Raw genomic sequence first — 15,657 nt, forward strand, 5'->3', positions numbered from 1 at the left:
GACGCAACCTCAGACCGGCCGACAGTCGGCGCTACGTCCGTCAAGCGAAAGTAACATCCTCAGATGAGGCAATACGGGGGGTCAATATTGCAGGCCGAATGACAGTCGTGGGTGATTCCGAGGCCCGATACTGGGGCGGGCGGGTTGACGAGCACTCGCTGGTGCCGTTGGGCGAGGCGCGCCTCGGCCGCATCGGTTTCGACGAATGGCTCCGCCGCTCACAGACAGCAGCCTGATCCCGCATCCGAGGTCCGCCCAGTCTGTCAGGAGCGGGTCCCAGGCAGCGAACGAAAGGGGCGATTATGATCAAACTCGTCGCGTTGGTTCTTCTGTGGCTCATGAGCGGCACGGCGGTGGCTCAGGAGCCCAAGGTCACCTCCCTTATGTCCAAGGATCTTCCGGAGAATCCCGGCGGGGAAGCTCTGATTATCACGGTCGAGCACGCGCCCGGCGGGTCGAGCGCCATCCACCGACACAATGCACATGCGTTTGTTTACGTGCTGGAGGGCTCCGTCGTGATGCAGCGGAAGGATGGACAACCAGGTGACACTGACACCAGGACAGAGCTTCTATGAAGGCCCTGATGACGTTCATGTCGTCGACCGGAACGCAAGCGGCAGCCAGCCGGCGAAATTCCTGGTGCTCTTGATCAAGGCCAAGGGCGCCCCGGCGCTCGTGCCCGCACAGTGACTGTTACGGCAACCCAGGTACTCGAACTGTCTCGGCTACCCATAGAGTGATCGGAAGCCCAGCTAGCGGCCTACCGGCCGGCCTGCCCTTTGTAGCCATGGAGCCGGATTAACGTGCGGCGGCCTACGGCTCGCGGCGTGGCGTGCCTTATCCTGGCTTACTCACGGACGGGGGCACCGGGAGCACGATCAAGTGGCGGGTGTGGACGGGCAAGCCCCGTCGTGCCTGGAGGTGCGTCGTTGGCGACATGCCGAGTGTTGACACGCTGCAGCGTCGTCACCGACGCAGCTATTATCGCAATAGCTAGCGCGACGGCGAACAAGATTAGTGCTGTTCGGTGCCTATCCACCCTGGTTACCGCTTGGCTCTGGAAGCACCGGCCGGCAAACGCTGCACTGCGCGCCGCTTAGGTCTGGCGTCTCCACTGACGCCAACGACAGCGCCGGATTCGTACGCCCGACGTTGGCTGTCATAGCTGGGTCGTGCTGGTCGAAGTGTAGCCCGGTTCGCATATCCACCTGGGCCACATTGACGCCTTCGGCTTTGGCCGAAGTGATGAGCATCGCTACGACTGCCATGGCAAATCCGATCTTCACCATGTGTCCTCCTGCGGCCGGACCAACAGCCATAACGGACCCGGACGCTGATGGTTCCCATTGAGGGGCCGAGGGCCAACCCAGGAGGCGTCCGCGTCTTTGAGGCAAATGGGGCCGCGACCGGGGGCAGTCGATGATTCATGCACCCTGACGGGGATTTGAAAAAACGTTTCACTTCAAACGGGAAAAGCTTTTTGGCAAAGATTGACGAAACCGCATACGACCACGCCGCCTGCTCACTTGAGCAAAGAAAGCGCGGCATGGTTCAAACGCACGGTCGCGCTCTTTGAGTTCGAAGAGCACCACATAAAATTGCCCGCGCGGGTCAGGCGCGCAAACTGATTGAAGCCGAAGGTCTCACATTCAAGGACCGGCACAATTCAATTAAGCCTCACGCTGCCGTGGCGATAGAGAAAGATTCACGCACCGCGTTCGCACGACTTGTCCGTGAGATCGGCTTGGACGTTGCTAGTCAGCCTAAGTCAAGCCCACCGGCATTGCCTGCAAATGGTCGGTAACGGCATTGGCACCACGCAAACGTAATCTATCGCGCCGCTGCTTCGCGCGACTCTGACGCACAAGCGTGGCTCCGTGGGGATAAATCGTATGGCTGGTTCCAGTTTAAGCACCCGGACGAGCTTGAGGACGTTGTGAAGCGAACACGCCGACGAAAGAACAATGTTCTGGCGCCATGGCATGTCGCCTCCCATCACTCGTGATGAACTACGAGAGTGCGAAGAGGCATGGCTAAACTCCGGAGACTCGGACGAATACGGCTCATGCAGCTACTTCGTCGACAAGCATTACAGCGACGCTGAAAAGCAAGACGTGTGGAACAAGGACGGTGATAAGAAGCGCTACCGGTGGCAGCCGGGAATTAGACGCCTGACGCAACCAACGCCTAGCGCTGATGTCCCAACGGGATACCCAGCGCCCTAGCCTTCTGCCGCAGCGAACCTTCCGTACGTTTTGTTAGCTTCGCGATTGCAGCGACAGGCGTTCTGGCTTTTGAGTGCGCCCGAAGTTCTTTGACATCGGACTTGGAATATTCGCGGCGTACAATCTTCTTTGTTTTTGCCTTCTTCGATTTCTTCGCCACGGTTGCTCCCCCTGGTGATGAAATTTCTAACCATACTTGTCGGCGCGATGAAGCAGAAGTAAGGCAGCGGCGCAACATCAACTCATTGTCACAGGCTCCCCTGAAGAGTCTCACGACGTTTTATCAAATCGATTGATAGCGCGATTACCGGCCACGATCAAGACGGTGCGGGATGCAAGAAGTAGTCGAAAGCTTTAGCGTGGAGGATGGGGCGGCTCTTCGTCGCTTCTTTCACTTCGGCTTCGACTGCTGCTAATGTTGCAGTTCGGCGAGCAACTGTTCAGTCTCGGAGACGCTCCTGCTCCCTCTCGATGGGATCACTCCTAAGCGACGTGCCCTCGCGGGATAAACATAGATCGTTTCAATCAACGACTCAGTCGTTTGCATCATCACGTCGATATCGCTCCTCTCTGGGACATAGGGGTTTGGACCAGTCCAAATCTGCAACGGCAGCGGCGGATGCTTCAGCTAGAGCGATTTTTTGGGAGCGCCTTCCTTCACTCTCCCCTTCGCGTCACTCGGCGAAGCAAGCAAATCAGGCTATCGCAATCGAATGAACCAAATCCGCCGCGATCACGGACATCGTGCGGTAGCTGGGCTGACGAAAGAACGGATGCCGCTGGCGACTAAGCCCGGCGCGAAACTCGACACGCTGAAGAGGTTTCGCATCCTAATCCGCCACGAACGACGATCTGAAGGGGCTCGCACTTGATCCGTCCGACGGGATCAAGCGCAGCAAATCGAAAGAAATCCGCGCGCCTGGACCGACGCCGAAATGGTCGCTTATGAAAAGCGCTGGCCCGTGGGGACGAAGCAGCGCGCAGCCTACGAGTTCATGCTGAACGTCAGCACGGCACGCGCTGATGCTCATCTCACGATTTGGGCGCAGGCGGATAATGATGATTTCGATAACACCAGCCGCAAGACCGGCTGCCCGTCGCCATAGCTATGGCTCAATCACTCAAGGCCACGCCCTTGACGCGCTACCGCGCAAGCACGTCTGCATCATCACCACCGAGTACGGAAAGCCCCTTTACGAATATCTGGACGCATAAAGCGAGATTGACACATGTGCAATCGAACTTCACGCACGAGAACCTAAGTGAAACTATGTTCTCGGCCGGAGAACCAAGAAATCAGTTGCCCGGCGACCTTTCTGGCTCCAGCTCTCCTTAATAGTGGTCCAGTGCTTGACGTGGGTAGCGTCGCACGACGCAATATCAGTGACAAGTTGAGTGTCGTGATCGCGCCGCAGCTTGTCGATGATGCCGATTTGCCGGGCGATGCTGCCAGGGATTCAGCTCCGATCTCTATCGCCCTCAACAGTGGCGAAGTGGCACCATATCGTTGCTTTGATACGTGCAACGTAGTTGCGGGCCGCCCTGCCCAACGCCCGTATGGTTCGCCAGGCGCCGGTGGCTTCTGACCACGCTTTGGCTTGCTGGAACCTCGCATAGGTCCAAGCAAACGCCGGGATCTTCATTAACTTGTCTCGGCTGAGTCTGAATAGACGCTCTACCAGCACGAGCTTTAACCGCACCTCAACTCCTCATACTCCGCGCATGCGGAGTACGCCGCGGCTTTTCAGCCAGATCGCCGGCGCCTCGGAGGAAGGCCGTCTAGTGCGAAAAATTCAGCGCGAGCAAATCTGGTCCGCTAATGCCTGCTAAACGGACCAATTGGAGGTGCCACCGCTTCGCGGATGGGCCAATAGCAAATATCGCGCGTACAGCGGACCAAAAGGAATGCGTAACAGTGGCCGCCATTTCTAGGATGTCGCGCTGCGCCGCAGTAGTTTGCTCCACATCTGCCTCCTCTCCTTTGTAAGTGCGATGCGCTGCATCGAGACGACTGTCTTCTTGTCGGGTGAAAAGCAACAAACTCTCGACAAAGCATACCGAGCGAAATGCGCGTTTCTTGCTGCGGTGCGCCTAAGCATTGCCTTACGTTGTAGCCCGAAAGTGTCAGAATTTACTCATCTTTTGCTGACGCGGGAATTTCTGCATGTGCAGGAACCCTGCCTCATGAGTTTGCATTGTCTATTTGTTTTCCATTTGTTGTGAGGCCGATCATGCGTCTCATTTTCAGAATGGTCGCGATTGCGGCCGCCCCGGCTTGGATGGGCATACACACGGACCCTGCTGCAGCACAGAACTTCGATGAGAGATGGTCCATCATTCCAAAGGCACACGCAGAGCCGGTACCCGAGGCACGCGACCAGTCTAAACAGGATTCGCAATCGCAACCTCCGGTCGGAGCACAGCCGACACGTGGTTCGGACGATCGCTCAGCGACTCGTTCTTCCAACCGAGTATTTTCCGGAAAGGCCTCCTACTATTCGTATCGGACAGGAAAGACAGCGAGCGGCTCTTCGTTCAACCGGAGCTTACTGACCGCAGCCCACCGCAGCCTGCCGTTCGGCACGCGAGTTCGCGTCACCGACCTTGAGAGCAATAGGTCGGTAGTCGTTCGTATCACCGACCGCGGACCGAGCGTTCATGGCCGCGTCCTCGACCTTTCGCTCGGCGCCGCGCGGACCTTGGGGATTACGGATCGTGGCGTGGCCCAAGTTCGCGCTGAGGTACTCTAGGCTTGTCCCTGCTAGGGAAAGTCTTCCAACCGCAGCAGGAAATGGAAAGACACAAGAATCAGGACATGAGAGGCGATAGCGTCGTCCTTCGACGCAGTCTCCAGCATCGAGCAAGGGCAGGTAAAACCAATTTGCAGCAGCATTCAAGGCCGAGCATGTCTCTTGAGGGTCACAAGCGGCGGTGGAGGCGAGCATGGACGGGCGTCCGGTCTGCCACTGACAGCCGACATGATAACCGTTTAAGCGTTGTTCTGTTTGGGGCCAATAGCGGTCATGCGTGGCACAACGATCAGAATATTGTGGCCGGTCCACAGTATGCGTGGTCACTAGCTATTGCGATTGATGAAATCGGCGATGGTGTCGACAGCCTTGGCTTCGATGCCGAAGTACCCATGCGCCGCCTTCGCCTCGCAGGGCGGTGACTCGGGGCGGATCGCCGCCGTCGAGCAACGCAATTTCGGCCTTGCTGGTCTTTGTCAGGCACTTCTTCAACATCTCAGCGTCGGCCTGCGGCGTGGCGCGGCAAGAGTCGTTTCGATGCGACATGATAAGGGTCGGAACCGTAATCAAGCTTGCGCCTGAACCGGATGGATCTCCCGCGCTGCAAGGGAATGGCGCGGCCATACCAGAGGCAGCGCGAAGAACGCGCCGACGACGGAGCGAAGTATTCTGGAAGAGGAAATTCTGATCATGCTACCAAAGGGCCGCGTACGATGACCATGTGCATCGGCGGCGCGTATCGCCCCTTCCGACATGACCCGCATTTCAGCGAGGCCTTGAGCTTCCACAGCGGGATTTCCCGCGGCCGGCGGAAGGCGTCCAGCGGGAGGATTTAACGTAGCCCTATAACGCGGACGCCCACCGCTCGCGTGTCAGGCAGCCTTATCTCGCAGGTGATAGGCTATGCGTACGTTCGATCGACAGAAGCGGTTTCTGATTCGGAGCTTGACGCGGCGAGAAAGCTCGCGCGAGCCTTTCGAAATCCTCCGGCGGAAGAGGCCGGCCAAACAAATAGCCTTGGTAATTGAGCCGCCCATACCGCGCTAAGAAGGTATATTGATCTTCCGTTTCCACGCCCTCGGCGATGACGGAAAGACCAAGAGTTCTGCTAAGTGCGATGATCATCTTGGCTATCGCGGCACTATTAGGATCGACTAAGACATCCTTGACAAAGCTGCGATCAATCTTGAGCTGATCGATAGGAAGACGCTTTAGGTATGAGAGGGACGAATAGCCCGTTCCGAAATCATCGAGGCTAAAGCTGATACCGATTGCTTTCAACTTATCCATCTTGGCTATTACGTCATCGACATTGCTGACTAGTGTGCTTTCGGTAAGTTCAACTTTTAGGCGACGAGGATTAGCACCGGTTTGCTCGATGATCGTGCGAATTTGATCGACGAAGTTCTTCTGGCGCATCTGCAGTGCGCTGACGGGGCGTGGGACCGGGAGCCGGCGGTGCCCAACGCCGTAGCGACAAGGGGCCTCCCGTACAGCCTGCTCGGCGTCGCGGCCGGTCCGCTGTCGCAGGAGCAGCAACTCAAGAGGTCGGTCGCCGAGCTGCTCGACGGTATGAAGCCCTGGCAGGGCGACCGGCGTTTCGTGAACAACCTCGCGCCGGATGAGGCGGCCGACGGCGCGGCGATTTACGGGCCCGGAGCGCTACGCGCGCTTGGCGTCCGTCAAGAAGACCTACGACCCGGCCATGTTCCGGCTCAACCACAACGTGATACCGGCCACCTGATTGGACAAAGCCGCCCGGCATCACGGTGAGCTGGCGATCTTGGCTGCTACTGAATAGGCGGTCACACGACTCTCAATTCGGTTGGCTCGATTTAATTCCGCGCGGCCGCCCAAGCCTTGCTGGTGCTGTATTGAAATCAATATATAGAGAGCCGAAGGCTGAGCGAATCGCTGGAGTTACGGGCGGGCGATTTTCTTTTCAGGCGGGGACCGAAGGCGCGCTCGAAGGAGCTCACCAAGCCGCGGGCGATGATCAAGCCGGTCATCCTGACGACGAACGCGAGCCATGCTGAAGGACCTAAAGCGACCGTGCGTCAGCGTTCGATTCTGCAATCCCGATTCTTCTTCGAAAGATGGTTGCTGGAGATTTCTTCATGCTCTCGCTATGCGAAAGAGCTTAGCATTTTAGCGGGAGACTATGTTGTGAAGGACGAGTTGAGACCATAGACGCAGAGCTAAGCTCCCCTGCCACCCTGTTTGCCGATCACGCAGCGCCATGCCGCAAGCCACTCAGCGGGATGCTGTGTCATCCACTCGGCAAGCTGCGGCGCGCCGATCAGGCAGGACTGCACAAACACGTCGGCGACGTCCGAGCTGGTCACCGTCTGCTCGTGACAATTTGCCGGCGAGGAGAGACTGCAGAGCACGGCGATGATCTTGATCACGACAGGAGACCCCCGTTGCGACGATGGGTATTGGCGCCGCTGGCCGCATGACTTACCGATGAGTCCCGCCGCTGCTCGCTGACTGGATCAGCCGGTGGAGAGATGCTGTCATATATCACGCGGGCCTGTCGAATTGGGTGGGCTCGTTCGCGCTCGATTTCGAGACCAATCGAATAACTTCGCCCATGTTTGCTCCACGCGTTGGCTAAAGAAGGGATCTACTTGTGAGCCACGTCTATTAAATGACTATCATCATTCATTGCAATGTAGGATGTCAGGCCGAACTTTGAAGCTCTGCAGGTGGTAACAAAGGAATAAAAAAGCCCGTGACTGGGTCGCGCACCGTTCATTCCAAGTGGCATCTGTTCCGCGGATTGATGTGCGAAGCTCCATCAGGTCATCTGGGCCACTCGCCTTAGCGTTGGGAACTGTTCGAGCGAATGCTTTGGCCGCATCAACTCGGCTCGCCGTTGATAGTCGTCGGCCAGCGCCCTAAGCTGCCTCGCAATCACTCCGTCAGCCATGGTTCAGGCAGCGCGGAGCAAAGTCTGTGCTGTTTCCAGGTATTCCCTGCCTCGTTGGGAGATCTGGAACGTCATAGCGACCTCGGGCGGCTCTCTGAAGCGTGGTCTAAGGCAGTTTGGAGCCAGGACAGCCAATTGCGGTCACTTGCCCAGCGAGCTCTGAAACGACCGAGGCACTTCTTCGAACAAAGGGGGGTTTGCCACGAGTAGTATCGGACGAGACGAAACTTGCCATCACAAACCGCGCATCGCGCAGATCTGCCGAATCTAAGACTCTCGGAGCTGTGGGACATTGTGGTCTCCTCTTGACCTCATCGTCTCTGTTAGTGATCTTTTTTTACCGACACACTTTGCGAACCTGTGCAATTCCTACGTATGCATCCTAAGACGATCGCGACCAGCGTCTCAATTGGACATAGGTAATCCGTCGGCCATCCAAAGGGGTCCAGGAATGATACGAAGGTTTAGGCTCGCGCGTGGGAGCCGACGACCTCCGCCCCGAGCCAAGCCGTGGGCGCATTTATGCAACCGTTTTTGGCTCGTCGCCTCCAGCGACGGTTTACAAGTGAACTGGATGGCTTGCGCGATGTTCTTTGGCGTGGTCCATCCCTGACGCCGCCCCCAGTGCGCGAATGTCGATTTGATGCCGGCAAATGCCGGCCTACCATGAGTCACGCTGCCGCTGTCTTTCGCCGGGTCGCGGCGACGGGCGATAAGCGGCGACCAGCCGGACTTGGGGGTTCTGGTTCAACCAACCCCGCCGGCGTTTGGCTCGATCTCGCCTGCCTGCGACAATCGCCGCGTGGCCTTCGTCATCGGGATGGTCCTCGAACAACGGATGCGGCAAGAATAGCAGCGCAAGTAGAAGCTTCGATACGCCATCGTTGGCGCCGAGGTCGGCCGGGCCAGCACTACACATTCCCAAATATCGCCACGGGCGGCCGGTCGTTGGACTATTCACTGGCTTTTTTGGCCATAGCCAAGAAGAACGCAGAAACTAAATGGGCTGTCGCTCGAGGATTGCACTACGAGTTGGGCATGTGCGTCAGATACTGGTAGATCGCTTCCAGCTCGTCATCATCCATTTTCCCGACCGAACGCCACGGCATTTGTTCGCTGATTTGATGGCCGTTGGGATCGATACCGGTGCGCATGGCCGCAGTGAAGCCGGCGAGCGTCCAGTCCTTGACCAGATTCAGGTCGGGTCCGAGCGGCGCCAACTGCCCGGGCACGCCGCCGGTCAACTTCTCGCCGTGGCACTCACGGCAGTCTTGATACGACAGGATGTATTCGCCAAATTCGGAGGTCGGCCCCTTCGACGGCCCCGAGACATGGCCAGTGATGACGGGCTTGGCAGGTGGCAACATGCCTGCACCAAGCATGAAAAGGCCGAGCATATTCATGCGATCGGGCGGATCCGGCGTCGGATTTCCTGCCGCAGGCACATTGCGAATATAAGCGATCACGGCTTTAATATCGTCGTCGCTCAACCGCCCGGCCCTGATGTAGGACATCATGGTCAGCCACCGGCCATCCGCATCGATGCCGTTACGAATGGCGCGGAAGATCTCGCCATCGGACCAGTGTTTCAATGGCCCGGCCGGAGTCAAGTTCGCAGCCACGAACGATCCAATTGGAAACTGGAGTTCAACAGCTAGATCGTAGCCGCCGGTGAGCGTCCCGGTTTGTGAATGGCAGGCCCCACAGAGACCGTCTGCGATGCCTTTGCCACGTGCAAGCAGTTCCGGCGTCGACCTAACCTTGACGTCCGGGATCGGGGCCGAGCGGCTATGCTGCTCGATCATCCCGAGCGACATGAGCGTGGCGACGGACAGCGCCGCAGCGGACAGCCCCCCTAACAGACCCGCACCGCCCCATTTGATGGCACGGGTTTCAGCATGCCAAGTGCGGAATCCAGACCAGGCCAATAACGCTGCAATGGCAATCAACGCCAGCAATTCAATAATGTTCTGCATGGTACTCCCGGATAAGTGGTGCGTGGGATAGATCGGAGCAGGATTACGTTTGCTGCTGGTTTACGCTGATGACAGCGCCACTACGTGTGGCCGCTGGGGCGAAGATGGCACAAAGAGTGATGATTCACGCTTCCGCACAGTTAGTTCTCTTGAAATCAACGCTGGACGGTTCTGAGCCAGGATCGCTACGGAACAATTGCGACCCGCGGAATCGAGTTACAGCCGTAATGTCGGAGCCCGTCCGCTCGAGCAGAGCAAGCTAACGCGGGTAAGCAGCTGCCGATGGCTTCAGTTGAAGCAAGCATTGACCTGGCAGACGTCAAACAGGAAGGCCGATGGATCCGACCAAGCCTTGCTTTTGGCACGGCCACAGACGCAAGCGCCCGGACGAGGGAGCGACGGGCTCCTCGTCGCAGGCGCGACTTCCTCAAGACCATTTACGCCGGGGCCATTTACGCGAAGATCATTCACTCCAACCATTCAGCTCGACCAGGCGGAGCCGAGGATGATGGAGCAAAAATTCCCGCGCACATAATTCATGTCCTTCAGCGCCAGGACGTCGGCCTTCACGTTCCCGAACGTCGTCTGCGGCTTCTTGATGATCCCGTTCGCGAAATGATCTATGATGTTCTCCTTGAAATTCTGCTCGCGCGGATGATGTGCGCAGATATGGCTCCGCTGCTCGTGAGTGAAATCATTGTAGGCGATCCCGAGCACGTCCATCTCCACCCCAGCGGTGACCAGCGCGATCGTCGGGCGCATATGCTCGGGGATGCCTGGCGTCGTGTGCAGCGCGATTGCAGTCCAGACTTCCTCGATGTCACGCTCGGGCACGCCGTAGCTTTTCATGAAGTCGCGTGCGGCATTGGCGCCGTCAACCTCGAAGCGCAGGTCGGGGCTCGAACATTTCTCGGTGAGGCCCATGTCGTGGAACATCGCGCCGAGGTAAAGCAACTCCGGATCGTACTTCAGCCCGCGGCGCTCGCCGCTCAGCGCGCCCCAGAGGAAGACGCGGCGACTATGGTTGTAGAGCAGGTCGTCTTCAGTATCGCGCACGAGCTGCGTGGCGGCGCGCGCGATAGCGCTGTCAGGCACGCGGATGCCGGCGATGATCTCAGACATCGAGCGATCTCCTTCGTAGATAATGGGCTGTCTGCTTGTCGCTATTAGGCAATAGAGCCCTGCTCCGAACAACGAATAGGATGCTGCGGATCAGGACAGCCGTACGTCGTTTGCTGACAAAAGGCCGTCGGAGCCTTCGCAGCAGCGGGAGGAAGCGGTTTCGTCGTCGGATAGCTCGCGATCTATTCCGAGTCCGGCCGCCGGAAGCTGGCGCGATATTGGACGGGGGTCACGCCGAGACGGGTGCTGAAGACGATCCTCATCCGGTCCGCCGACCCGAAGCCGCAATCGAAGGCGATGGTCTTCAGCGGCCGATCGCTTCCTTCCAGCATCATGCGCGCGGCATCAACGCGGGCGCGCTCGATGAACTCATGCGGCGTGGTCCCGGTCACCTGCACGAAATGCCGGGCCAGATTTCGTGCGCTCATGCCGACGATGGCGGCAAGCGACTCCAGCGTGTGGCGCTCCCCGATGTTGGCCATGACATGATCCTGGATGCGTGCAATTGGCGATTCCGGATCGGCGGGTGCTGTGAGATAGGGACTGAATTGCGACTGCCCCCCCTGGCGCTGGGCAACGACAACCAGCCGCTTGGCGACCTTGAGGGCGATTTCTCCGCCGTGCCGCTGCCCGACGAGCGCTAACCCCAGATCTATTCCCGCAGTCACCCCAGCCGCGGTAATCAGCCGTCCATCGCGCACATAGATCAAATCCGGCTCGACTTTTGCCTTCGGAAATCTCGCCGCCAGCGCCTGTGCATCCTGCCAATGGGTTGTGACTCGCCGATCGTCCAGGAGGCCGGCATAGCCAAGGACAAAAGCCCCCGTGCAGATCGATCCATAAACGCTCGAGCGCCACGGCAGCTCTTTGATCCACGCGGTTCGGGCTCCGCTTCTGGTGGCGTCCGAGCGCCGGCCACCAGAATGATGTCGAACCCGCCCACCGCCTCCTCGAAGGTTAGGTCGGCCACCAGCCGTATGCCGTTCGACGCGCGCAGCGGATTGCGGTGAGCGGCAACCAATACTGTTTCATAGCGGTTGGCACTGCCGAGAAATGTGTTCGCCTCGCTGAACACATCCATCGGCCCCGCCACGTCCAGGGCCTGGACCCCCTCATAGACGACAATCGCGACAGCTTGTACCGGCACGCCTTACGACCTCTCCAGTCTGGCTGCCTTATTATGCAGGTAGTCTGGCCACTGCAAAGGCCTGGCGCGATCTGGGACGCAACAGAACGAATAAGTGTATCTCCGTTTCGGGGACTATGGACTTCTATGTCGATCTTGCTCTCCCGGCCGGCAGCGAAGCGGCCCATGCAGGTCGGAAAAGATCGTCACGGCGATAGGCAAATTCGTCGCGCCATCATTGTGATCCCGGCGCCTTGTCCGGCGTCGTCAAAGGCTCGTCCTTGTAATCGACAACGAAGACTGCCAGTAAGCTGGCGGGCTCCGTCTCGCTCGCGTTCTTGCTGATGCTGTGATGTGAGCCCGGCATTTCGTAAAAGCCTTCACCTGCATGATAGACCTTCGCGGGGTCATTGCCGACTTGGCTGCGGACCGTCCCGGACAGCACGTAGGCGTAGATAAATGCCGAGGGTGCGTGGTGATGAGGGAGCGATTTGGCTCCGGGAGGATAAGTCACCGTCACAGCAACGATTCTCTTTCCTTCGACATTCGGCAGTGCGTGCTCGAAGGCTGCTCTCACCTGCTCCCGGTCCTGCGCGATCGCGGGCGAAGCTCCCAGAGCCATGACTGCCGCCATCAGCGGGACGGCGGCCGTTCGCATTGCTCTCCTCACTGCTTTTGCCGTCATACCTCCAGGGTTTGACAGCGCACCAATCCGATAGGCAAATCCACTGATCGACATCATCGCACCTCCTCTTCTAACAAGCTCACGCAAACTACTTAAAACCACCACGCAGAGCCGAGCTGATGGTCATGGTGAAGCTTCCGGTGTGAAGCCATCGCCGCGCCATCACCTTCGGCCTGATGTGCTGCTGCCGCTGAGCAGCACGGAGAGCAGCGCGGCCAGACCGAATGCCGCAGCCACCCAGCCGAGCCGCTCCGTCGCGCCATTGGCAATGACCACAGCGCCCGCGGCGGCACCCATTGCGCTGCCGAGATAGATCGCCGAGGAGTTCATCGAGAGACTGACCGGCGCGAGTGCCGGAGCCAACGCCACCAGCCGCGCTTGCTGCGCCGTTATCAGCCCCCAGCTTGCCGAACCCCAAAGCAGGATAGCCGGCAGCATGACCGGCATTGCCCGCGCCGGCCTGAGTGCCGCGCTGAGCGAGAAGGCAAGATATGCGAGCAAGGCAAGCCCCCCAGCAACGATGACGGTGCTGCGCGCGCCCCAACGGTCCGCCGCGCTGCCGCTGAGCTGGGTGCCGACCGCACTGGCAAGGCCAAAGCCCAGCAGTACCGGCGCCAGCGCCTGCGGCTCGAGGCCGGCGACGGCGGCTATGAAGACACCAAGATAAGTATATACGGTGAAGGTGCCGGCCACGGTCAGCACGCTCGTCACCAGCACGGCGAGGATATCGCGGCGCTTGGCCAGCGCCAGACGCTCACCCAAGCCGGCCGTGACGCCAGGCGGTTGGCGCGGCAGCCAGGCGAGAATCCCCAGCAGCGAGAACGCTGCCAGCCCCGCGACACCGAAGAAGGTGGCGCGCCAACCGAAGGCCTGACCCACCAGCACGCCCAAGGGCACGCCGGCGATGATGGCCAAGGTCAACCCGGTGGTGATCGTGGACAGAGCGCGACCACGCCGCTCCGGCCCGGCCAATGCGGCGGCGTATCCGCTGGCCGCCGGCATGAAGCTCGCAGCGGACAGTGCGAGCAGCAACCGGGCGGCCAACAGCCCGGCATAGTCAGGGGCCAGCGCGGCGAGCAGATTGCCCAGGGCGAAGCCGCTTATGGCGACAGCCAGCAGGCGACGCCGCTCCAGCCCTGCCGTGAATACGGCCATGACCGGCGCGCCAATGGCATAAGCGATGGAGAAGGCAGTGACCAGATGGCCGGCGGCGGGCAGATCGACGTTCAGGTCTCGCGCCAGGGCGGGCAGCAGCCCGGCGATCATGAACCCCTCAGTGCCGATAGCAAAAGCGCCGAGCGTCAGCCAGATGAGAGAGGTCAGCGAGTCGAGGCCAACAGCTCGCCCGCAATCGGGATTCAGCTGCTGCAGCCCAGGATACGTCCTTTTCATGATCTTGAGCCTTGTGACGGGGAATCCGGGAAGGGAGACGCGGCGATCAAGTCGCAGGCGTTGGGGCTCTTGAACCCCGGGATGAAACGTTCGCAGACGCCGGCGTTGACGGTGCCGTACGTTGTTGCGGGCTTGTGCGCAAAGCCGGCGAAATACTCCTGAATAAAGCCGTCCTTGAAATTGATGCGCGGGTACTTAGCGACGATTTCTTCGCGCAGCTCCGCGGGAAAGTGATCGAACCCCACCCCGATGACATCGAGAAGAACGCCTGAATTGAGGAGCGCCACTTCGGGACCCATGTGCTTCGGGATGCCTGAGGTGGTGTGCAGCGCGATTGCTTCCCAGACGGTCTGCACCTGACCTTCGGCAATGTTGTGGGCCTTGAGGAATTGTCGGGCGGCATTTGCGCCGTCGACCTCGAAGCGTTCGTCCGGGCTCGAGAACTTCTTGACGAGCCCGAGATCGTGAAACGCGGCGGCAACGTAAAGGAGCTCGGAGTCGAAGCGCAGTTTCCTCTGACGACCCTGCTCAGCCGCGAACAGGTAGACGCGGATCGAGTGATTAAAGAGCAGATCGGTGGAATGTTCGCGCAGGATATCTGTCGCCTCTTTCGCGAGCAACGAGTCGGGAATGACGAGGGCATTGGAGAGACTTGGCGTGGTCATTGTTGCGTCCTTTCACGAGTTACTGTGGGGTTCGGCGGCGCGCATCTAAGCTTGAAGTATCAGCAGCCTTGATCGATCAACTCGCTGCGACGGTGAGCACGATCTTCCCTTTCGGCTGAGGCCGCACGTGCTCTAGCATGAAATGAGCATCGCGCGCATCCGCGAGCGGTAAGACTGCCCCGACGTTTGTTCGCAGTTTCCCACCGTCGACGAGGCGAGTGATTTCCGTGAGATATCGGCTCGTGACGTCGACCAGAAAGAAGGTGGCTTCAACACCATGGCGTTTTGCAAGATCCTGATCCGGGCGGGACACTGCCGAAATCAGCTTGCCGCCGCGACGAAGGACCTGGAAGGAGCGGCTTTGTGTTTCGCCGCCAACCAGATCAATGACAGCGTCCGCGTCCCATACTTCTTCCTCAAAGCGCTGCGTCCGGTAATCAATCACGATGTTTGCGCCGAGATGGCTCACGGCGGAAATATCGCCCGCCGATACGGTCGCGATGGTTTGCACACTCGCCTGACGGGCCAGTTGAACCGCATAGGATCCCACGTTGCCGGCCGCTCCGTGAATGACCACCGTTTGACCTGCTTCGAGCTGGGCGTGATCAAACAATGCCTGCCATGCGGTGACGGCAACGACAGGAACAGAGGCGGCCGCAACGTGGGTTAGCGAGGTTGGCTTGTTCGAAACCATCCCTGCGGAAGCCACAGCATACTCGGCATAGGCCCCGATAAACCGCGGATTCGTAACACCATAAACTTGATCTCCCACACGCAGTTCGGA

At 59.2% G+C, this 15,657-nt stretch carries 14 protein-coding genes and 2 pseudogenes; 5 read left to right on the forward strand and 11 right to left on the reverse strand.

The features are described from left to right. A pseudogene (locus tag ACZXDY_RS41025) lies at positions 1–236 on the forward strand (hypothetical protein); the annotation flags it as partial. Positions 237–543: 307 nt separating this feature from the next. Beyond that, positions 544–690, forward strand: a complete 147-nt coding sequence (locus tag ACZXDY_RS41030; protein WP_245287688.1) for a cupin domain-containing protein — start codon at positions 544–546, stop codon at positions 688–690. A gap of 341 nt (positions 691–1,031) precedes the next feature. Here ACZXDY_RS41030 and ACZXDY_RS41035 read toward each other — a convergent pair whose 3' ends face one another. After that, the gene (locus tag ACZXDY_RS41035; protein ID WP_464349406.1) at positions 1,032–1,289 is read right to left on the reverse strand and encodes a hypothetical protein; all 258 of its coding nucleotides are present in this window, start codon (positions 1,287–1,289) and stop codon (positions 1,032–1,034) included. An 898-nt stretch (positions 1,290–2,187) separates the two neighbouring features. Beyond that, on the reverse strand, positions 2,188–2,385 hold the full coding sequence (locus ACZXDY_RS41040) for a hypothetical protein (protein ID WP_080664181.1): 198 nt from the start codon (positions 2,383–2,385) through the stop codon (positions 2,188–2,190). 775 nt (positions 2,386–3,160) lie between these two features. Here ACZXDY_RS41040 and ACZXDY_RS41045 point away from each other — a divergent pair. Together ACZXDY_RS41045 and ACZXDY_RS41050 are read left to right on the forward strand one after the other, a co-directional pair. Next, the gene (locus ACZXDY_RS41045; RefSeq protein WP_155255655.1) at positions 3,161–3,331 is read left to right on the forward strand and encodes a hypothetical protein; all 171 of its coding nucleotides are present in this window, start codon (positions 3,161–3,163) and stop codon (positions 3,329–3,331) included. Positions 3,332–4,504: 1,173 nt separating this feature from the next. Further along, entirely contained in the window at positions 4,505–4,975 is a 471-nt protein-coding gene (locus ACZXDY_RS41050) for a septal ring lytic transglycosylase RlpA family protein (RefSeq protein WP_463331507.1), read from the forward strand. 882 nt (positions 4,976–5,857) lie between these two features. On the opposite strand, the gene ACZXDY_RS41055 is transcribed toward ACZXDY_RS41050, so the two are convergent. After that, positions 5,858–6,400, reverse strand: a complete 543-nt coding sequence (locus ACZXDY_RS41055) for an EAL domain-containing protein (protein ID WP_464349409.1) — start codon at positions 6,398–6,400, stop codon at positions 5,858–5,860. A gap of 33 nt (positions 6,401–6,433) precedes the next feature. Here ACZXDY_RS41055 and ACZXDY_RS41060 point away from each other — a divergent pair, with 33 nt between their 5' ends. Beyond that, complete coding sequence (locus ACZXDY_RS41060) at positions 6,434–6,748, forward strand: hypothetical protein (RefSeq protein WP_464349411.1); 315 nt, start codon at positions 6,434–6,436, stop codon at positions 6,746–6,748. Positions 6,749–7,173: 425 nt separating this feature from the next. Here ACZXDY_RS41060 and ACZXDY_RS41065 read toward each other — a convergent pair whose 3' ends face one another. From ACZXDY_RS41065 to ACZXDY_RS41100, 8 genes and pseudogenes are all read right to left on the reverse strand, one after another. Further along, on the reverse strand, positions 7,174–7,383 hold the full coding sequence (locus ACZXDY_RS41065; RefSeq protein ID WP_028169145.1) for a hypothetical protein: 210 nt from the start codon (positions 7,381–7,383) through the stop codon (positions 7,174–7,176). A 1,549-nt stretch (positions 7,384–8,932) separates the two neighbouring features. Further along, positions 8,933–9,883: a c-type cytochrome gene (locus ACZXDY_RS41070; protein ID WP_028169092.1), complete on the reverse strand. Its 951-nt coding sequence runs from the start codon at positions 9,881–9,883 to the stop codon at positions 8,933–8,935. A 480-nt stretch (positions 9,884–10,363) separates the two neighbouring features. Further along, positions 10,364–11,005 (reverse strand): HD domain-containing protein, encoded by a 642-nt coding sequence (locus ACZXDY_RS41075; protein WP_028169093.1) that lies wholly within the window; start codon positions 11,003–11,005, stop codon positions 10,364–10,366. 182 nt (positions 11,006–11,187) lie between these two features. Further along, positions 11,188–12,152: pseudogene (locus tag ACZXDY_RS41080) on the reverse strand (GlxA family transcriptional regulator). A gap of 214 nt (positions 12,153–12,366) precedes the next feature. Continuing rightward, entirely contained in the window at positions 12,367–12,789 is a 423-nt protein-coding gene (locus ACZXDY_RS41085; RefSeq protein WP_464349410.1) for a cupin domain-containing protein, read from the reverse strand. 189 nt (positions 12,790–12,978) lie between these two features. After that, on the reverse strand, positions 12,979–14,208 hold the full coding sequence (locus ACZXDY_RS41090; protein WP_028169096.1) for an MFS transporter: 1,230 nt from the start codon (positions 14,206–14,208) through the stop codon (positions 12,979–12,981). Continuing rightward, positions 14,205–14,873 (reverse strand): HD domain-containing protein, encoded by a 669-nt coding sequence (locus ACZXDY_RS41095; protein ID WP_464349407.1) that lies wholly within the window; start codon positions 14,871–14,873, stop codon positions 14,205–14,207. Before ACZXDY_RS41095 ends, ACZXDY_RS41090 begins: the two co-directional genes overlap by 4 nt. A 76-nt stretch (positions 14,874–14,949) precedes the next feature. Then, positions 14,950–15,657: NADP-dependent oxidoreductase (locus ACZXDY_RS41100; RefSeq protein WP_464349408.1), on the reverse strand; the 708-nt coding region annotated here is incomplete at its 5' end.

It is taken from the genome of Bradyrhizobium sp. LeoB3, from assembly GCF_055456055.1.